The organism is Sorangiineae bacterium MSr12523, assembly GCA_037157775.1.
GTDB classification, from domain to species: Bacteria; Myxococcota_A; Polyangia; order Polyangiales; family Polyangiaceae; genus Pendulispora; species Pendulispora brunnea.
The window spans coordinates 2,559,106-2,578,818 of sequence record CP089982.1 but is presented as its reverse complement, the minus strand read 5'-3'; the positions used below and the strand labels follow the sequence as shown (position 1 = coordinate 2,578,818).

General features: G+C 65.6%; 16 protein-coding genes. 13 read left to right on the top strand and 3 right to left on the bottom strand.

Annotated elements, in window-relative coordinates:
* Window positions 1-945, bottom strand: coding sequence for an RluA family pseudouridine synthase (locus LZC95_10455; protein ID WXA97256.1), 945 nt, complete (start codon window positions 943-945; stop codon window positions 1-3).
* Between the two features lie 114 nt (window positions 946-1,059).
* Here LZC95_10455 and LZC95_10450 point away from each other — a divergent pair, with 114 nt between their 5' ends.
* Window positions 1,060-1,890, top strand: a complete 831-nt coding sequence (locus LZC95_10450; GenBank protein WXA97255.1) for a response regulator — start codon at window positions 1,060-1,062, stop codon at window positions 1,888-1,890.
* On the opposite strand, the gene LZC95_10445 is transcribed toward LZC95_10450, so the two are convergent.
* Window positions 1,856-2,287: a DoxX family protein gene (locus LZC95_10445; GenBank protein ID WXA97254.1), complete on the bottom strand. Its 432-nt coding sequence runs from the start codon at window positions 2,285-2,287 to the stop codon at window positions 1,856-1,858. The two genes, LZC95_10450 and LZC95_10445, sit on opposite strands and share 35 nt — an antisense overlap.
* A 139-nt stretch (window positions 2,288-2,426) precedes the next feature.
* On the opposite strand from LZC95_10445, the gene LZC95_10440 reads away from it, so the two are divergent.
* From LZC95_10440 to LZC95_10385, 12 genes are all read left to right on the top strand, one after another.
* The gene (locus LZC95_10440) at window positions 2,427-3,302 is read left to right on the top strand and encodes a LysR family transcriptional regulator (protein ID WXA97253.1); all 876 of its coding nucleotides are present in this window, start codon (window positions 2,427-2,429) and stop codon (window positions 3,300-3,302) included.
* Window positions 3,303-3,374: 72 nt separating this feature from the next.
* Window positions 3,375-4,811: an OFA family MFS transporter gene (locus LZC95_10435; GenBank protein ID WXA97252.1), complete on the top strand. Its 1,437-nt coding sequence runs from the start codon at window positions 3,375-3,377 to the stop codon at window positions 4,809-4,811.
* Window positions 4,808-4,963 carry a hypothetical protein gene (locus tag LZC95_10430; protein WXA97251.1) on the top strand — a complete coding sequence of 52 codons (156 nt, stop codon included), beginning with the start codon at window positions 4,808-4,810 and terminating at the stop codon, window positions 4,961-4,963. The genes LZC95_10435 and LZC95_10430 overlap by 4 nt, the downstream gene beginning before the upstream one ends.
* 826 nt (window positions 4,964-5,789) lie before the next feature.
* On the top strand, window positions 5,790-8,621 hold the full coding sequence (locus LZC95_10425; GenBank protein WXA97250.1) for a valine--tRNA ligase: 2,832 nt from the start codon (window positions 5,790-5,792) through the stop codon (window positions 8,619-8,621).
* Window positions 8,622-8,624: 3 nt separating this feature from the next.
* Window positions 8,625-9,683, top strand: coding sequence for a prephenate dehydrogenase/arogenate dehydrogenase family protein (locus tag LZC95_10420; protein ID WXA97249.1), 1,059 nt, complete (start codon window positions 8,625-8,627; stop codon window positions 9,681-9,683).
* A gap of 52 nt (window positions 9,684-9,735) precedes the next feature.
* Complete coding sequence (locus LZC95_10415) at window positions 9,736-12,804, top strand: glycosyltransferase family 39 protein (GenBank protein ID WXA97248.1); 3,069 nt, start codon at window positions 9,736-9,738, stop codon at window positions 12,802-12,804.
* A gap of 34 nt (window positions 12,805-12,838) precedes the next feature.
* Complete coding sequence (locus tag LZC95_10410) at window positions 12,839-13,480, top strand: zinc ribbon domain-containing protein (GenBank protein WXA97247.1); 642 nt, start codon at window positions 12,839-12,841, stop codon at window positions 13,478-13,480.
* The gene (gene tsaA, locus LZC95_10405) at window positions 13,477-14,295 is read left to right on the top strand and encodes a tRNA (N6-threonylcarbamoyladenosine(37)-N6)-methyltransferase TrmO (protein ID WXA97246.1); all 819 of its coding nucleotides are present in this window, start codon (window positions 13,477-13,479) and stop codon (window positions 14,293-14,295) included. The genes LZC95_10410 and tsaA overlap by 4 nt, the downstream gene beginning before the upstream one ends.
* 7 nt (window positions 14,296-14,302) lie before the next feature.
* On the top strand, window positions 14,303-15,598 hold the full coding sequence (locus LZC95_10400) for an aspartate aminotransferase family protein (GenBank protein WXA97245.1): 1,296 nt from the start codon (window positions 14,303-14,305) through the stop codon (window positions 15,596-15,598).
* 15 nt (window positions 15,599-15,613) lie between these two features.
* On the top strand, window positions 15,614-16,375 hold the full coding sequence (locus LZC95_10395; protein ID WXA97244.1) for a hypothetical protein: 762 nt from the start codon (window positions 15,614-15,616) through the stop codon (window positions 16,373-16,375).
* A 3-nt stretch (window positions 16,376-16,378) separates the two neighbouring features.
* Window positions 16,379-18,310 (top strand): hypothetical protein, encoded by a 1,932-nt coding sequence (locus tag LZC95_10390; GenBank protein ID WXA97243.1) that lies wholly within the window; start codon window positions 16,379-16,381, stop codon window positions 18,308-18,310.
* Between the two features lie 5 nt (window positions 18,311-18,315).
* Entirely contained in the window at window positions 18,316-19,275 is a 960-nt protein-coding gene (locus LZC95_10385) for a DMP19 family protein (GenBank protein ID WXA97242.1), read from the top strand.
* Window positions 19,276-19,386: 111 nt separating this feature from the next.
* On the opposite strand, the gene LZC95_10380 is transcribed toward LZC95_10385, so the two are convergent.
* Window positions 19,387-19,713 carry a helix-turn-helix transcriptional regulator gene (locus tag LZC95_10380; protein ID WXA97241.1) on the bottom strand — a complete coding sequence of 109 codons (327 nt, stop codon included), beginning with the start codon at window positions 19,711-19,713 and terminating at the stop codon, window positions 19,387-19,389.

Sequence of the window (19,713 nt, the reverse complement as noted above, 5' to 3'; positions counted from 1 at the left end):
TCATTTTGGAACGACGGCGAGGCGCGCGAGTGTTTCCTCGATGTCCTGAGGGAGCGGCTGCGTAAAGGACATGGGCCGCTGCAACGCGGGGTGCACGAAGCCCAATTCGGCCGCGTGGAGCATGAGGCGTGGGGCCGGAATGGTTTCCCCTTGGAAACCGCGGATGTAGACCCGCTCGCCCAAAAGGGGGTGTCCGGCCTCGCTCAAGTGGATGCGAATCTGGTGCGTACGCCCCGTTTCGAGCCGGCAGGCCACGAGGGTCGCACCGCGCAATTTTTCCACGGGTTCGACGTGCGTGATGGCGAGCTGAGGAGAACTCCCGCCCTTTTCGAGCTGCCCGGGGCGCTGCGTCGAACCGCGAAGCCCGTCCCCGCGATCGGCGACCAGGTGGGAGCGGATGGTGCGGGCGGTCCGTAGGTCGCCGTGCACGATGGCGAGGTAGCGGCGCCCGATGGTGTGCGCGCGAAACTGGTCGGTGAGGCTCTTCTTCGCGAGCCACGTGCGCGTGAACACGATGAGCCCCGACGTCTCCTTGTCGAGTCGATGCACGATGCCCAGCGCCGGACGGCCACCACCGCGTTCCGTTTGTTGGCGCGAGAGATAATTGCGCACCCTGGCGTCGAGCGTGTCCGGGTCTTCCTCGTCACCGTACGGGATGGTGCTGATGCCCGCGGGCTTGTTGACCACCACGACGTGGGCATCGATATGGATGATGCGATCGGCTTCGAGATCGGCTCTCCTCGTATGCTGTGGCCGGGGAGCGCTCATGCGCAAAGTGACATCGACCCCGGCCCGCACGCGGCGCGTGGTGTTGGTCACCGTTTGACCATCGAGCTGAACTTTGCCGGTCTCGATGCACGACCGCGCCTTCCCCCAGGTCAGGGAGAAGAGGGTCCGCACGACGGCGTCGAGTGGTTTCCCGGAAAGGTCGTCGGGTACGCGCATCAGGCGGCAAGTCTGTAACGCTTTTTTTTGGGATGGGCGAGGTCCAGGTGCTGTATCGTACGCGTTCGAAGACTCATTCTTCAGGCATCTTCAGGCTTTTTGAGGAGGCAGCACGTGCCCAAGACACTGCTCGCTGTCGATGACAGCGTCACGATGCGTAAGGTTCTCGAGATCACGTTCAGCGGGGAAGATTACCGCGTGATCACCGCCGACGGTCGGAACGCCGCCTTCGCCGCGTTGAACGAAGAACCGCAAGTCGTCGTCATCGACACCGTGCTTTCCAACGAAGATGGCTACGCCCTCGCCAAAGACGTGCGTGCGCGCGTTCCAGCGGCGGCCATCGTGCTGCTCGCAAGCCGCTACAACCCGTACGACGCCGCCCGCGGCAAGGATGCGGGTGCGGACGACTTCATCGATAAGCCCTTCGATACGCAGCAGTTCATCGACAAGGTGAAGAAAGCCATCGCCGCGAAAGAAGCCGCCGGCGTGCCCGTTGCCGCTCCGACGCCGGTGGGCGCGGGTTCGGCCCCCGCGGTTCCCGCAGCTGCCGCCGCTCCGCCCCGCGCGCCCGTGCAGGCGCCGGCCGCCGCCGCGGCGTCTCCCGGCGGTGGCGGCAGGCCGTCGCCGCGTTCGCCCACGTTGGTCTTCGGGCAGGATGCGCCCCAGAATGCGCCGGTCGCCTCCCCCGCGAAGCCGTTTCAGGCCGCGTCGGCTCCTTCGCCGGCGGCTCCGGCGGTCGCCGCATCGAGCGGCAGCGTGGCCGTTGCCACGGCCGTGAATGGGCACCTCGCGGGCAAGTTGGGCGAGCTCGGACTGAGCCCCCAGCAGGCCGACGCGGTCCTTGCGCTTTCGCGCGACGTCGTGGAGCGCGTGGTGTGGGAAGTCGTTCCCCAGCTCGCCGAGACCTTGATCAAGGAAGAGATCGCGCGTCTGACGCGGGATTAGCGGATCGGAGCGCGTAAGCGCCACCACCGAGAAGTACCTGCGCGCCAAGGGCGGCGATGAGGAAGGCCACGTACTCCCATCCGCCGCCGGCGTTGCTGAACATCCAGCCATTGGGAGCGTGCACGCGCAGTGCGCCGAGCAGCACCGCGATGAGAGCGGCGGCGACGATGCGGGTGCGCACGCCGAGGAGCAGGGCGACGCCGCCCAAGAGCTCTGCAGCCGTGACGGGGTAGGCCGTCCAACCTGGGAAGCCGTGCGCCTCGAAGAATTGCGCCGTGCCGGGCAGGGTAAAGACGAAGAGCTTCGCATAGCTATGCGCGAAAAAGACTGCGGCGAGTCCGAGGCGGAGGGCCGTCGGGCCGAGCGCGGAGAGGCGTTCCTGGTTCCAGTCGTTCATGCCGTGGAATGTGATGTGTGCATCCCTGCCGTACGAGACGGCGAAAATGCACTATCACTGTGCGTAGATGCACAGGGGCAAGCCGGCGCAAAAACCCGCACGTACACACGCCAAACCAGACTGGGACGATTTTCGCTTCGTGCTCCGCGTCGCCGAAAAGGGCTCCCTGGCGGCAGGCGCGCGGGCGCTGGGCGTGAACCACACCACCGCGCTACGTCGGGTGCACGCGTTCGAGCGGCGGCTCGGGGTTCGCTTGTTCGAGCGGCTCGCCAAAGGCTATGTGCTCACGGCGGCGGGCGAAGAGCTCATGCGCACGGCCCAACAGATGGACGAGATGGCCACCTCGGTGGAGCGCCGCATCTCCGGGCGCGATCTTCGGCTCACCGGCAGCGTTCGCGTCACGACCACGGACACCCTCGCCGTCTCCATCGTGCCGCCGCATCTCGCCGCCTTTCGCCGCAAGCACCCAGACGTGCACCTGGAGCTCACCACGTCGAATGCCGTGCTGAGCTTGAGCAAACGCGACGCCGATGTGGCCATCCGCCCGAGCGGCAGACCTCCGGAAAACGCAAACCTGGTCGGGCGACGCATCGCGGAGATCGCCTTCGCGCTGTACGCGGCGCCGTCGTACCTCGCCGACCACCGTACCCGGGATCTCGCGCGGCACCTCTGGATCGCGCCCGATGACAGCCTCGGGCAAACCGCCGTGGCCGAGTGGATGGCCCGCGAACTCCCGCACGCCGTCGACGTTCTGCGCTGCGATTCGTTCGTGGCGATGCGCACCGCGGCGGTGGCTGGCTTGGGCGTCGTCGCCCTCCCCTGTTACTTGGGCGATCCGGAACCGGGGCTCGAGCGGGTGCGCGGCCCCCTGGCCAACCTCACCAGCGAGCTCTGGATCCTGACGCACGAGGACTTGCGCGGCACGGCACGCATCCGCGCCTTTACCGAGTTCATGGCCGAGGCTCTCATCCGGGAGCAGCGCGGCTTGATCCAAGGTCGCGGACGCGGCGCATGAATGAATGGCGAGCGCCATGTTGTTGAACTCCGGCGAGTCCTGCATCACTATGCCCTGCTGACGAGGTGTTCCATGTCTCAGTTGCCTGGTGTGCTCGACGCGGAGCGGATCGTTGCCGAACCTGGATACAGCCGCTGGCTCATTCCGCCGGCCGCCCTCGCCATTCACTTGAGCATCGGGCAGGTTTACGCCTTCAGCGTTTTCAAGCGCCCGCTGCAGGTCCACTTCGGCACGAGCCTCACCGCCATCGCATGGGTCTTCAGCATTGCCATCGTGATGCTCGGCTTGTCGGCTGCCTTTTTGGGCACCTGGGTCGAGCGCAATGGTCCGCGCAAGGCGATGTTCACGTCCGCATGCTGCTGGGCTAGCGGCTTTCTCATCGGCTCCATCGGCATCGCCACCAAGCAGCTGTGGCTCTTGTACCTCGGCTACGGTGTCATTGGAGGCATCGGTCTCGGCGTGGGGTACATCTCGCCCGTCTCCACGCTGATCAAGTGGTTCCCGGATCGGCCGGGCCTCGCCACCGGCATGGCCATCATGGGCTTCGGCGGCGGCGCCCTCATTGCCTCGCCGCTCTCCGTACGGCTCATGCAGGCATTCGATCCGGCAACGGTTGGCCCCACCGCCGTGGCTTCCGGCGCGGCCGTGATGAAGACGTTCCTCGTGCTCGGCGTCGCGTACTTCGGCGTGATGATGTTCGGCGTTCTCAACGTGCGCCTTCCGCCGGGCACCCAAATCGGGAACCGCAAGAACAACTCCGCCGCGAAGTACGTCCCGCTGCAGACCGGGGTGAACATCTCCGCCGCGAATGCCATCCGCACGCCGCAATTCTGGATGCTCTGGGTGGTGCTCTTCTGCAACGTCACCGCAGGCATCGGCATTCTCGAGCAGGCGGCGCCGATGATTCAGGACTTCTTCCGCGCGCCCGCTTCTTCAGGCGGCCCGCCGACGTCGACCGTATCGGCCGCGGTCGCGGGCGGCTTCGTCGGGCTCTTGTCGATGTGCAACATGGCGGGGCGCTTCATCTGGTCCTCCACCTCGGACCTCGTCGGCCGCAAGCGCATTTACATTCTCTACCTCGGGCTGGGCATGGTCCTGTACGCGCTGCTCGCCTCCGTCGGTGCGCACTCGACGGCTTTGTTCGCCACGCTCGCCGGCGTCATCCTCTCGTTCTACGGCGGCGGTTTTGCCACCATTCCGGCGTACCTGAAAGATCTCTTCGGCACGTTTCAAGTCGGCGCCATCCATGGCCGTCTGCTCACGGCATGGTCCTGCGCCGGCGTGGCGGGGCCGCTCATCGTGAACGCCATCATCGAGGGCCGAGGTAAGCCCGGCGCGCTCACTGCGCAGGATTATCAGCCTGCACTTTTCGTCATGGTTGGTATTCTGGGCGTGGGCTTCGTCGCCAATCTCTTCGTCCGCCCCGTTCACGGGCGCTACCAAGACGGCAGCAACGCCGAGGCTCCTCCGAGCTCGGCCCCGATCAAATTCAAGAAGGTGGCACCATGACCACGGCATCGGCTCACACCCCCCATTCGAGCCATTCGAGCCATTCGACGCCCAAATCTCGTCTGGTGATCTCGTGGCTGCTGGTGGGCATTCCACTCGCGTACGGCGTGTACGAAACGCTTCTCAAAGCGTCGAAGCTTTTTACGGGCTAATTCTAATTCGCAATTCGGAAGGTGCCGCTGTCTTTGCCGCGGTCGAGGCAGTTGCTGCACATCGGAACGTCCTCGCGCGACTCCACGTCGATCACGAATCGCGATGCGCGACGGCCGCATTCGGTGCACCGGCGATCGCATGCGCAGCGATGTTCGAACGACGTCCTCGCGTTGAAGGATTCGTTGCAGCGGGAGCACGTTTGGATCTCGAAAGCCCTCACCCTCATTTTCGAGCCTCTCGATCGTTCCGATGCAAAACCCACATTTCGGGCGCGCGGAAACGTGCAAATTTTTCCGAGTCAAGCGTGCGTGTAGCTAAGCCGAAAGACGCCTCGCAAGCTCGGTAACCAGACGGTTCCCAAACGCGCGCACGCTGCGAGCGCGTGATCGCATTTGGAAACACTTCGACGTGGCCGGTGAGATCCTCCGGACGCGTCGGCATGCCGCGCTCCCTCACGCAAGTTGGGCTCGCGAAAAATCGCCACGACAGGGGCAGCCACACGGCGTGCGGTGAGTCCGCTCTCGGGCAACTGCGCGGCGACGCGAGCAACGATTTCTCCGAAGGCCTCGCGATCGATCATCGAGATGGGTGCCTCATAGGCGCGAGTACAATTCCTCTCACGCCTGTTAGGAACGTCGCGCGGACGGGCGCCGTGCACGTTCACGTCGACTCCCCGGCCCTTCTTCGCAAGGACGAGATCGCCCGCCCAACCGGACACCCCGCGGGAAGGGCAAAGGCGGCGGATCCCTCCCCTTCCGCAAGGGCGAATGGCCCGAGATTCCTCGGGATGTCCGGCTCCCGCGCTTCGTGGTAATGCGTCTGCGCATGAGCGAGGAGCAAAAGTCCCCCGATTTGAACAAAGGCTACGATCCGGCGGAGGTCGAGGGGCGTTGGTACTCATTTTGGGAGAAGAACGGGGTTTTCAAGGCGACCGATGACCCGGCGGACACCCGCCCGGCATACGTCGTACCGATGCCGCCGCCCAATGTGACGGGCTCGCTTCATATGGGGCACGCCCAGCGGTGCACCCTGGAGGATGCGCTGATTCGCTGGAATCGCATGCGCGGGTACAACACGCTCTGGCAGCCGGGCATGGACCACGCGGGCATTGCCACGCAGACCGTGGTCGAGCGGCAGCTCCAGCGCGAGGGCAAAAGCCGGCACGATTTGGGGCGCGAAGCCTTCGAACAGCGCATCTGGCAATGGAAGGCCGAGAGCGGCGGACGCATTGCCGTTCAGCAGCGCGAGCTCGGGGCCTCGCCCGATTGGGACCGGTCCAAGTTCACCATGGATGCGGACATGGGCCGCGCCGTGCGCGAGGCCTTCGTGCGCCTGCACGAAGAGGGCCTCATGTACCGCGCCACGCGCCTCATCAACTGGTGCCCCGAGTGCCAGACGGCGCTGAGCGATCTCGAGGTCGAGACGGAGGAAGGCGCGCAGGGAGAGCTGTTCCAATTCGCCTACCGCGTCGAGGGCGAAAACGAGGAGATCGTCGTCGCCACCACCCGCCCCGAGACGATGCTCGGCGACACCGCCGTGGCCGTGCACCCGGCCGATCCGCGCTACACGCACCTGCACGGCAAGCGCCTCGAGCACCCCTTCTTGCTGCGCACCGTGCCCGTCATCACCGACGACATTCTGGTCGATCCCAAGTTCGGCACCGGCGCCGTGAAGGTCACGCCCGCGCACGACTTCAACGACTTTGCCACCGGCAAGCGGCATCGCCTCGAGGAGATCAACATCTTCAACCTCGACGGCACCTTGAACGACAAGGCCGGTCCCTTTGCCGGGATGGACCGCAAAAAGGCCCGCAACGCCGTCAAAAAGGCTCTCGATGAAAAGGGCCTCGCACGCGGGTCGAAGCCGCACGTGCTCAGCCTGCCCAAGTGTCAGCGCTCGGGCGGCGTGGTCGAGCCGATGATCTCCACGCAGTGGTTCCTCAAGATGGAGGCCATGGCCAAGGCCGCGCTGGAAGCCGTGCACGGCACCGAGACGCAGCCGCCGAAGACGGAGATCATCCCCGAAGAGTGGATCAAGACGTACGACCACTTCCTGGAGAACATCCAGGACTGGTGCGTGTCGCGTCAGCTCTGGTGGGGCCATCAGATCCCCGCCTGGCACGGCCCGAATGGACAGATCCGCGTCGCGCGCGAGCGGCCGGCAGAGTGCACGCCCGAGGCCGGGTGGACGCAGGATCCCGACGTGCTCGACACGTGGTTCTCCTCGGCGCTGTGGCCGTTCTCCACGCTCGGCTGGCCGGAGCAGACGCCCGCGCTGAAGAAGTTCTATCCGGCGAGCGATCTCGAGACCGGTTACGACATTTTGTTCTTCTGGGTCGCCCGCATGATGATGTTCGGGCTCCACTTCATGAAAGAGGTGCCCTTCAAGCGGGTGCTTCTATCGGGACTCATCGTCGATGAGACCGGCGAAAAGATGAGCAAGGTGAAGGGCAACGTCATCGACCCGCTGGATTTGATCCACGGTGCGGACTTCGTCGAGGTGGTGAAGAAGACGCTGCCCGGTGCGCCGGAGCAGGAGGCGCTCACCAAGTTCAAAAAGGCGTATCCGTCGTCGGCGCAAATGGGCAAAGGCTTTCCGCCATTCGGCGCGGATGCGTTGCGCTTTACATTGGCCACCTTCCCGCCGACGAACAAGCGAATCAATTTGGCGCTCAAGCGGCTCGAGGGATATCGCTTCTTCGTCAACAAGATTTGGAATGCGACCCGCTTCTCCTTGGAGAATTTGAAGGGGCTCGACCGCGTGCCCGAAGGGACGCCGCAACCCAAAGGCTTTTACAATCGCTACATTCTGTCGCGCCTGGCGCAGGCATCGAACGTGGCCAATCGTGGGATCGAGGGATTTCGAATCGATGAAGCAGCCAACGAGCTTTATCGGTTCTTCTGGAATGATTTCTGCGATTGGTACGTCGAATTGACGAAGATCGTCTTCCAAGGTGGAAATGCCGATGCCGCCGAGCAAGAAGAGACTCGTCTCGTGATCGCGCACGTGCTCGAGAGCTCGCTGCGGCTTTTGCACCCGCTCATGCCGTTCGTGACCGAGGAGCTCTGGCAGCGCGTGCCCAAGCCGGCATCGCGCCCGGTCTCGGTGGCGCTGGCGCCCTACCCCACCGAGGCGGATGGTCGCATCGACGAAGCCGTCGAGCGCGAGATGGCGCTGGTGCAGGCCATCATCGGCGCGGCCCGTACCGTGCGCAGCGAGCACGAGATCAAGCCGGGCGAAAAGGTGCCCGTCTGGCTGCGTGCGACGCAGGCCCAGGCCGAGACGATTCTGCGGCACGTGCCCGCGATTCGCACCTTGGTGAAGACGGCGGACGACCCGAAGATCCTCGCGCCGGCGGATGCGCGCGAAGCAGGAACGGTGGTCACCGTGGTGCCGAGTGAGCTCGGGACCGTGGAGGTGCTGGTCGGCCTGCGCGGTCTCGTGCCCAAGGACAAGGAGCTGGCGCGCATCGATCGCGAGATCAAGCGCCTCGACAAGGACCTCGCGGGGCTCGACAAGCGGCTGCAGTCGAGCGGCTTCGTCGATCGCGCGCCGAAAGAGGTGGTCGAGGAAGCGCACGCCCAGCGCAAGGCCATGGCCGAGGCGCGCGAGCGCATCGTGGCGTCGCGCGCGCTGGCCGACGAGCTCGAGGCCTAGGCCATGACCCTCGTCGCGTTGCTCGGATACGGTCGCTTCGGACGCGCCTTCGGCGATTTGGTGACGGAGGCGGGATTCCACCTTCGCGCGTACGACCCGTACACGGAGGTGCCCGAGGCCGTGCGCGCGAACTCCGTCGCCGAGCTCGTCGCGGGGGCCGACTTGGTCGTCGTGGCGGTGCCCGTGCCGGCGATGACTGCGGCGGTCGCGGAGATCGCGCCCCACGTGACGCCCGACCAACTCGTACTCGACGTGGGCAGCGTCAAAGTTCGACCGGTGGCGGCCCTCGAAGGCGGCCTCGGGGCGCGAATTCCGTGGGTGGGGACGCACCCGTTGTTCGGGCCTTTGAGCCTCACCTTGGCCGAGCGCCCGCTGCGCGTGGTCATCTGCCCGAACGAGGTGCATCCCGAGGCGGCACGCCGCGCGCGCTACTTTTACGAGAGCCTCGGCTGCGTCATCATCGAACAGAGCGCCGAAGATCACGACCGCGCGATGGCGCGCACGCACGCGCTCGCGTTCTTCATCGCCAAGGGCGTCATCGATGCGGACAAGGCGCTCGCGGACGATCCGCCGCCGTTCGTGCCTCCGTCGTTCCAAGGGCTCGCGCGGACGATGCAGTCGGTGCGCGCCGACGCCGGGCACCTTTACCGCGCCTTGCACCAGGACAATCCGTTCGCGGCCGACGTGCGCCAGGCCCTCATCGAGGCGCTGGTGCATGCCGATCGGAAACTGACGAGCGCGGAGGTGGCGACGGCGCCGGAGTCCCTGGCCATCCCGGATCTGGGCACGCGCTCGCCGGAATTGCACGAGGCACGCGCGCACATCGATTCGCTCGACCGCGATCTCCTGGTGCTGCTCCGGCGCCGCGCGGATCTGGCAGCACGCGCGGGGCGCGCCAAACGCGCGCTCGGTCACGGGGTGCTCGACGCCAGCCGCGAGGCCGAACTGCTGAACCAACGGCGCCGTTGGGCCGAGGAACAAGGGCTCGACCCGGCTGCCGTGGACGACGTCTTTCAGGCCATTTTGCGGTTGTCCCGCAGCGTGCAACGCCAGGGTGACTGAGGGATGGGCCCCATGGTAATCGTCGTGTCCCCCAACGAGGGGGCTTAACCTCATGAGTAGCAAGCAAGAAATCGCCGACGACGAGAAACCCGCCGCGGGCGAGCCGCCGCCGGCGGACGATGCCGCGACCGCCGTGGAAATCCCGGCGCCTCCCCGGGAAGACCAGACAGGCGAGCCGGAGCAGCCGGAGACGCCCGAAGAAAAGCCGGAAGAGGCCGAGGCCAAGCCGGACGGCGACGAGGAAGACGAAGAGCCGCTCCTCGCCAAGGGCAACCCACTCCGCTGGACCCGCGGCGGCATCACCGCGCTATTGGGCAGCCTCGTCGCCTTCGTCTTCATGGCCCACAATGGCCAATTCCGCCTGGGCGTCCCCCTGGGATTCCTCGCCGTGGCCGTCGCCTCGTGGGGCGTGATGGACCTGCTGGGCACCTTCGACGACGCCGACGAGCGGGTCGTGCATTGGACTTCACTCGGCGCGCTCACGCGACCGCTGGTGCAGTTCGGCGCGATGTCGCTCTTGTTCGGGCTCTCGCTCATGGGCGCCCAGAGCGGCCTCTCGAAACAGTGGCTCTGGGGCATTCTCGTCACAGCGGCCTTCATCGCGCTCGTCGTGGCCGTCTTCGAACTCGGCAAAGCGCTCGGCCCGTGGAAGCTCGACGAACGCGGGGAAGAGCGCCCTGTTCTTCGCCGGCACGGCTTCTGGGTCATGGTCGCCGCGGCGGGTCTCTACCTGCCGTGCCTCGGCAGCTACTCGCTCTGGGATCCATGGGAAACGCACTACGGCGAAGTCGCGCGCGAAATCCTCGCGCGCGACGATTGGATATCGCTCTGGTGGGCCCAAGACGGCTGGTTCTTCTCCAAGCCGGTGCTCAACTTCTGGATCCAGTCGCTCGCGATGGCCACCCTCGGCACGGGCTACATGCCCGACCAGATGCTCATCGGCGCAGGCGGCCATGCGGTCGCGCACCCCGAGTGGGTCGTGCGCACGCCCAATTTCCTCATGACCGCGGTCGCGATGTACCTGATCTACAAGGGTGTCGCGAAGGTCTTCGGCCGCCGCGCCGGCCTGCTCGGGGGCATCGTGCTGGCCACCACGCCGGACTGGTACTTCCTGGCGCACCAGACGATGACCGACATGCCCTTCGTGGCCGCGATGACCGCCGCCATGGGCCTGCTCTTGCTCGGCCTGCACACGAGCGACGACGTCGTCCTGCGCGCGTACGAGGTGAAGGTCGGATGGCGCACCTTCCGCCTCACCGGCTGGCATCTCGTCTTCGGCGTCATCCTCGTCAGCGCGGTGCCGCAGATCATCTACCTGATCTCGCGCAACCTCGAACTCGCGTTCCACGGCTGGTTCCCCATCGGATTCGATCCGCACCTCGATCATTTCCGCAGCGGCTCCGGCGGCGGCGTTTGCGGACTGCCGGGCAACGAAGCTTGCAACACCGTGAATCCGGCGAGCATCCCCAAGTCGGTCGGGCCGAATCCGGTCGGGCTGGTGCCGTCGTTGATACGATTCTTCGGCGCCTTCGAGCCCTCGCTGCAAGCGGTGCTCTGGGGCGTGATCACGGGCACGCTCCTCTACATCAACTGGGGTGAGCGCCGCACCAAGCGCATGTACTACCTCGCGGCGTGGTACTGCGCCGCCGTGGCCACCATGGCCAAGGGGCCCGCGGGCTTCGGCCTGCCGATGATCTGCGCCTTCGCCTACGTGTGCACGAAGAAGCACTGGGCGGAGTTGCTCAAGCTCGAGATCTTGAGCGGCTTGCTCATCATTCTGGCGGTGGTGCTCCCGTGGTGGGTCGCCATGTACGTGCGGCATGGGTCGCCGTTCACGGATCGTCTCATCTTCCACGACATGTTCAACCGCGCCCTGCACCACGTGCACGACACGAACGAGGGCGACGACACGAGCTTCCGCTTCTACATCTGGCAGCTCGGCTACGCGCTCTTCCCGTGGACGGGGCTCGCGCCGCTTGGCCTTCTCTGGTGGGTGCGCCGCAGCGACTCGGCGGATCGCGGCAAGGGAGACGTCTCGGTCTTCCTTGCGATGTGGTTCATCTTCTCCTTCGCGCTGTTCTCCTTCATGGGGACGAAGTTCCACCACTACATTTTCCCCGCCGTACCGCCGGTGGCCATGCTCGTCGGCATCGCGCTGAGCGACATGATCGGCGACGCGAAGATCGCACCGCGCACGAACCGTGCGGTGTACTTCGCGGCACTCGCGGGGGTGCTCTTGCTCGGCATCGTGGCGGTCACCCAGGCTTTCCACGGCTCCGTGTGGGGCAAATCGCAAAGCGTGCACGTCTCCTTGGCCATCGCCGGCCTCGTGCTCGCGGCCGCGTGGTTTGCCAAAGGGATCTTCCCTGCCCCTGCGGCGGAGGCGCCGTTGGCCGGCTCGCCCGATGCGAGCGCGCCGGTGGAAGAGCACGCGGTCGCACCGCCCGATTCGGAGAAGGCGCCGCAGGAGCGCACCGAACACGAGGCGCTCATGCTGGGTGCGGCGGCCGTGGCCGCGGCCCTCGTGTTGGGTCTCGTCGGGCGCGATCTGGCCATCAAGGAGGGCAGCGATCAGCCCGGAGCGATCCGGCTGCTCCAGCTCTTCACGTACAACTACCGACGCCCCTGGCCCGACGACATCGACTTTTCGGCGGTCCTCACCGCGCTCGGCCTCATCGCCCTGGTGCTCTCGCTCTTGCTCGCGGTGCGCAAAATCCGGCAGCACGCGGTGGTGGCGTTCACCATCTTCGCCGTGCTCTGCGCCGTGTGGGGGCTCGACGTGTACATGGTCGAGACGGCACCGCACTGGGGCCAGCACGAGGTCATCCAGGCCTACTACGACAACCGCGCGAACGACAAAGAACCCCTCGTTGCGTACCAGATGAATTGGAAGGGCGAGAACTTCTACACGGGCAACAAGGTGCCCGCGTTCGTGTCCTCGGGCTCCAACTTCACCAACTGGATCAAGCAGCAACGCGACAAGGGCATTCGCGTCTTCTACTTCGTCACGGAGCACTCCCGCACCGGCGGCCTCAAGTCCGAGGTCCAGGCGCGCACGTACCGGGAAGTGACCGACAAGCACGTCTGCAACAAGTTCGTCCTCGTGCGGGCCGAGTTTTAATATCTCTGGTATCGTGCTGCGATCGGAGTAACCCATGGCGTCGCAAGCGTTCACCAAGAATTACCGCGATCATTCGAACGACCAAGGCTTCCAGTTCGAGTTCTTCTGCGACAAGTGCGGGAACGGCTTTCGTTCCACCTTCAAAGGGAACAACCTGGGCGTGGCGGCTTCCCTTCTGCACGCCGCCGGCTCGATCTTCGGCGGCATCGTGAAAGACGCCGCATGGGGTGCCGACCACGCGAAGGACGCCTTCCGCGGCGGAGCATGGGACGAGGCCTTCAAAGAGGCCATCACGGAATGCGCCCCGCGCTTCCGGCAGTGCACGCGCTGCGGCCAGTGGGTCTGCCCGGAGATCTGCTGGAACGAAAAGCGCGTCATGTGCGAGGACTGCGCGCCCGATTTGCAAGAGGAGGCCGCGGCCATGCAGGCCGAGGTCGCCGTCGAGCAACTGCGCGACAAGATGCGCGAGGTCGATCAGACCGGCGGGCAGAACTTCACTGACCCGCAGGCTGCCGCGTGCGGACGCTGCAATGCGCGGCTCGTGCCCAATGCGAAGTTCTGCTCGGGTTGCGGCGCGCCGACGGCGGCGCCGAAGAAAGCCTTCTGCCATCAATGCGGCACGGAAGCCCCGCCCGGCGGCCGATTCTGCTCGGGCTGCGGCACCAAGATGGGATGACCGCGTCCATCCAAATGACGCCCATCGGCGTCTTGCGCACGCCGTTCAAGGAGAAGATGCACGCGCCACGGCAAGCCGTGATCGCGCGGGACGTGCCTGGCACCATCGAGCTTCTGCCCGAGTACGAGCACGCGCTCACCGATCTGGAGGGCATGGATCGACTCTGGGTGCTCTTCTGGTTCCACATGGCCGAGGGGTGGCGCCCCAAGGTGCTTCCGCCGCGAAGCGAGCGCCGTCGCGGGCTCTTTGCCACGCGCTCGCCGCACCGGCCGAACCCCATCGGCCTGTCGTGCGTGCGCCTGGTCCGCACCGAAGGACTCGTGCTGCACATCCTCGACGTCGACATGGTCGACGAGACGCCGGTGCTCGACATCAAGCCGTACGTCCCCTACGCCGACGCGTTCCCGGACTCGCGCACGGGTTGGCTCGACCAGGTGCGCGATCCCGTGGGCCCCTACGCCGTCGTGTGGTGCGAGGAAGCGCGACTTCACGTCACGTGGCTCAAAGAGACCCATGGGCTCGACTTGGTGCCGCACATCGACTCGGTGTTGGCGCTGGGTCCGCAGCCGCACCCGTACCGGCGCATCAAGAAGCACGGCAACGGCTTTCGCCTCTCGTACAAAGACTGGCGCATCTTTTTCCACGCCGAGGAACCGCGCACCATCGTGATCGACTCGCTCGAGACGGGGTATCGCCCGGGGCAGCTTCTCGGCACATCGCCGCTGCCCGCGGATCGCGACCAGAATGCGGTCGCCATTCATCGCGCCTTCGTGGCCGCATTTCCGCGGCTCCCGCGGCAGGACAAAGCGCCATAATGGCGGAATGTCCGCCCTTGCCGACGTCGCTGCCGCGCGCCAAGCCTACATCGATGCCAACCCGCTGAGCCGCGCGCGCTACGAGGCGGCGTGCAAGGTCATGCCGGGCGGCAACACGCGCACGGTGCTCTTCTTCGAGCCGTTTCCTCTGGGCATCGCGCGCGGTGAAGGCTGTCGCATCTGGGATGCCGATGCGCACGAGTACATCGATTTCCTCGGCGAGTTCACCGCGGGGCTGTTCGGGCATTCGCATCCAGCCATCGCGCGGGCCGTGAAAGACGCGCTGGACAACGGCATTCTCTTGTCCGGGCACAACATGGTCGAAGCGCGCTTCGCCGCGGCCGTGTGCGCGCGCTTTCCTTCGCTCGAGGCGGTGCGCTTCACCAACTCGGGCACCGAGGCGAACGTGCTCGCGCTGGCCACGGCCAAGGTGGCCACGGGCCGCAGCAAGGTGCTCGTCTTCGACGGCGCCTACCACGGCAGCGTGCTCTCGTTCGCGCGCGGCGTTCTGCCCATCAACGTGCCCCACGCGTGGGTCGTCGGCACCTACAACGACGTCGCAGGCACCGAGGCGCTGTTCGATGCCCACGGCGACGAGCTCGCGGCCGTCTTGGTCGAGCCGATGCTCGGCGCCGGCGGGTGCGTCCCCGCGGAGCATGCGTTTCTCGAGATGCTCCGCGCGCGAACTCAGAGCTGCGGGGCGCTGCTCATTTTCGACGAGGTGATGACCTCGCGCCTCGCGCCCGGCGGCCTGCAGAGCGAGCTCGGGATTCGCCCCGACCTGACGACCTTGGGCAAATACGTCGGCGGCGGCATGTCCTTCGGCGCCTTCGGCGGGCGGCGCGACCTCATGGACCTCTACGATCCACGCCGCCCGGACGCGCTTCCGCACGCGGGCACGTTCAACAACAACGTGCTCACCATGAACGCCGGCCTCGCCGCGCTCGAGGTCCTCACGCCCGAGATCGTGCGCGAGCTCAACATACGCGGCGATGCTTTGCGCACACGGCTGAACCGGCTTTGCACCGAGGCGCGCGTCCCGATGCTCTTCACCGGCCTGGGCTCGCTCCTCACCGTGCATTTCACCTCGAATCCGGTGCGGTGCGGCGCCGACGTGGCCGCTGGAAATCCCGCGCTGAAAGAGCTGTTCTTCTTCGACATGCTGGCCCGCGGCATCTACCTAGCCCGGCGCGGCATGGTGACCCTGTCCCTGCCCATCGGCAACGCGGAGTGTGACGCGCTGCTCGTTGCCGTGGCATCCTTCCTCGAGGAACGTCGTTCGTTGCTCATTCAGCTGGAGTAGCTCGAGTAGGTGCCCATGACCGTCCTCGGCGTGCTGTTCATCGTGTTCCTCCTCGCCCTGCTGCAGGCGCACGAACGGCCTGCATGGCGCCGTCGCGGGCGGCTCGAGACGGAGCCGATGATGGTCCTCGAGGACGGGCTGCTCTTTCGCGCCGATCTTCTCCCGCCGAGCGAGTCCCACCGCGTGAACGAGACGATGTCGACGCTGGGGCACCGCTGGGCGGTCATCCCCTTTCGCGACGTTCGCTCCGCGCGCATGACGCCGGATGGCTGGGTGCTGCGCCACGGAGGCCGGCGGCGGGTGCAGCTCCCGCCCCACCTTTTGGAAGGGTTGAAGACCGACGTGCTGGAGCACTTCGACCGCGCCTGGCGCGCATGGAAAGAAGCCGCGCCGCCCCAAGACGCTGCCCTCTTCGAACCCACCGCCGGCGAGGACATCGCGACGTGGTTCACTCGATGCCGTGCGCTCGGCGGCCGCGCTGCCTCCGATTACCGTGGCGCCGCGCTACCGGTGGAGGCGATCTGGCGTGTCGTGGAAAGCGCTGCGGCGCGTCCGCTCGCTCGCATCGGCGCGGTGGTGGCGCTGGGCTTCGAACTTCCAATCGGCGGCGCAACGGAATCCTGCACGGGCCGGCTGCGCCGCGCTGGAAATGCCTCCGTATCGCCTCACTTCCGTACCATCTGCAACGCACAACGACGAGCCAGCACCGAAGAAGATGTGGTCCGCTGGGCCATGAGAGAGCTTTGTACTCACACGAAAAGCGCCTACGATGATTGAGACATGCGGCTAAGCCCGGACGCGGGGAACAAGCGTCTTCGACATGCCAAGCTTCTCGTTGCGTTAGGCGAACTCGGCGAAGCCGAAGATGAAGTGGCGGCGCGACTCGAAGAGGCGCCGGATGACCTCACTGCGCTCAATCTCTTCGCGAAGATCAAGCACATCAAGGGCGAGCTCTCGGAGGCCGTGGCTTGTTGGGCGCAGCTTCACGCGCGCTCGCAACACAACGAGCTGACGCTGATGCGCCTCGCGGTGCTGCTCGAGCTCGCGCGCGATCCCGAGCGCCACGCGGGCAACTACCTCGCGCTGGGTCAGTTTCCCATGGGGCAGAGCCCCACGGCGCCGCTCGAGCTGGAGGAGGCCTTCCGTCATCTGCTCGCGCGCCGGCCGCTCGAGGCGAAGGCCACCTGCGATCGCCTCGCGGCTCGGCACCGCAACAAGGATCCCGAGCTGTACAAGCTGTGCATCATGGCCAAAGCGTGGATCGCCGAGCTCTCCGGGGAGCTCGATGCGGCGCGCAGCGTGCTCGAGGGTCTCGGGCAAGAGCGCGGCTTCGAGACGGACACCGATCGGGTGCTGTCGCTCGCGCGCGTGTACGAGCGCTCGTCGGATCCGGCGGCGTGGGAAAAAGCGGTCCACATTTACCAATACATCACGCGAAGCTTCGAGAAGCTCTCCGCACAGGCGCACCTGGCGACGTTGCATCGAAAGATCGGCAACACCGCGCTGGCCGAAGAGCACGAACTCGCCTTTCTCATCGCGTTCGAGCGGCGCATGCACCGCCTTTCGCGGAGCGAAATTGCGCGTGCCGCGGCCCATCGCTATGTGCCGCTGGAGCGATTGAAGTCCATCCGCCCTTCGACGGAGTCGGGGACCGAGCTCGCCCCCGGGCGCGAGCGTGCGCTGTTCGACTACCTCAGTGGCAACGAGGAGGCCGCCCGCGCGTACTTCGAAAGCGCGACGGAGCTGCTCGATCGGAAGTACATGGCCGATATGCACGCCGTCGGGGGCAGCTTCGACGTCGCGGTGGACGAATTTTTGAGCGCGTTGAAAGAGGATCCGGACGACCATCACGTCATCTCGTTCCTGCTTTCCCATTGGGACCACACCTACGACGGGCGCATCTCCGCGGCGTTGACGCAAACGCCCTTGGGCGAGCGCGTGCGCGAGGGTCTCGAGGCGGTGCTCCACGTGCGACCGCGCAGTACACGCATTTGGCTGGTTTTGAGCCTGTTGCTCGAGCTTCAGGGCGCCGCGGAAGAAGCCGATCGCCACCGCGAACGGGGCCGCGCATTGCAAATGGCCGAGCAGCGCGACGCCAGCCCCGTTGGCCGCGTGCTCGCCGCCGCCGTGTACCATTTCGTGGGCAAGGCCAAGGGACTGATTCATCAGATTTGGGTCGACCGCAAGCCGGTGGCCCCGGGCAAGGGCGGCTTCCTTCATGCCGAGGACATCTTCGGCAATGTGACGAAGGACATGCAGCAAGCCGTGCGCAATACGTTCTTGGCGGTGCGCGAATACGCACGATCGCGATTCCCGCACAAGACGACCGATATTCTCGATTACGATTACACCTACAAAGTCACCAAGGAAGACGAGCCATCGGGCGGCTTGTCGGCCGGCCTTCCCACGGCATTGGCATTCCTATCCGTGTTCTTGCAGCGCCCCGTGCCGCAAGACATGGCCTTCACCGGCGTCATCATCGCCGACGCGCACAACGTCCTCATGGTGCGCGGCGTGGGCGAAGCGGAATACAAAGTCAAAGGCGCATACCATCGCAATTTGTATGCAATCGTACTTCCGGCCGAGAATCAAAAAGACTTGGCCCAAACGCAACAAGTGCCCCGCGCCATCATGAACGAATTGGTGCGGTTTGCATCGCGATTGGAAGATGCGATTACGCTGACGTTCGGCGAGCGAATCTGGCTAGATTGAGCGACATGCCACAGCTCGACTTTGCCGCCGACGCACGCGAGCTCGTACGCGAGCAGGGTCATGCCTCGGTATGGGACTACATGCGCGCGCATCCAGGGGTGCCGACGCACGAGTTGGCGGACCGGCTCGGTGGCCCGCCCGCCGTCGTGCTCGAGGGGCTTGCCGTCCAGGAGGCGCTCGCGCGCCGCGAGATGCCGGAGCTGATCCGGGATTTGGTCCTGCGCGACCTACACCGCGACATGCGCAATCAAATGCGCGATCGCAAGAACATCTTCACCGGGGAAATCGAGAAGAAGATTGGCCACGGGGAACCCTTCACGTTCCACCACCACTTCACGATGGCGTTGCGTGATCCCTATCGAAGAATCGAAAGGGAGATATGGGAAACATTCATGCGCACTCCGCCTCCGCGCGATTGGAATCCAACCACGCCCGACGATCCTCTGCTGGGCGCGGTCTACGACCAAGCCGTGGCCGCGCTGTCGGCGGAGGATCAATCGCTCTTCGAGCGGGGGGAGATTCGGCTCGATCCAGGTGATGCATATCGTGCGGCCATTGGTCGCTATGACGTCAATATCTACGATGGGCCGAAACCATTTCTCACCGACTTCGCCAAAGTACCCCCGGAGCTAGGGCACGTGATCGCAGCCCATTGGTGCCAATCCGAGGTGAACAACGGCGGCTTCTTCCAATTTTTCTCCAACTCGACGGGCGTGCTGGCTCCCGAAGCCGCAGCCGGCTTCGCCGCCATCGGCATGCCGCGCGCCGCGGAGGCCGTGCGAAAGGCCATGAGCGTTTTGGGCCAGTCGTATCCACGCCGGCGTTGGTGGCGCAAGTTCGCACTTGCCCGGGCCGGCAAACGGGTGGCGGAGCTCGAGGCCCTCAGCAACGAGCTCACGAATGCGCTACGCGAAGAGGGCGGCGGGTTCGAATCGATGGCCGACGCCTACGTGCGTCGAGCTTGACGTATCGTCCATGTCCAAGGTTGTCGCACGATGACCTAAAGACGCCGGCTTCGTCGTGGAAGTGAAACAAGGCTCGTGGTGGGCCTCGCTCATACGCTTTCGCCCGAAGTCTCATGGCCGGCCCCCCATTTCTCGCGATGAGCCGTGAAGCATCCGCGCGGCCAATTCCCCCCGGGAGGACACGCCGAGTTTTCGAAACGCGCTGGCCATTTGATTCGCGACGGTGCGAGCAGCGCTCTTGCGGGTGCGTGCGATCTCGGCGTTGCTCTTGCCGGCGAGCGCCCCAAGAATCACCGCGCGCTCGGAGGCCGAGAGACCTTGCGGCAACCGATCGTTCTCGATGGGAAAACGAAAGACGAGCACGTCCACGTCCCCCACCGTCCCCATGAATGCCTCGAGCGCCTTGGGCGCCGCAAGCTTCGGAATATCACCAGCCAT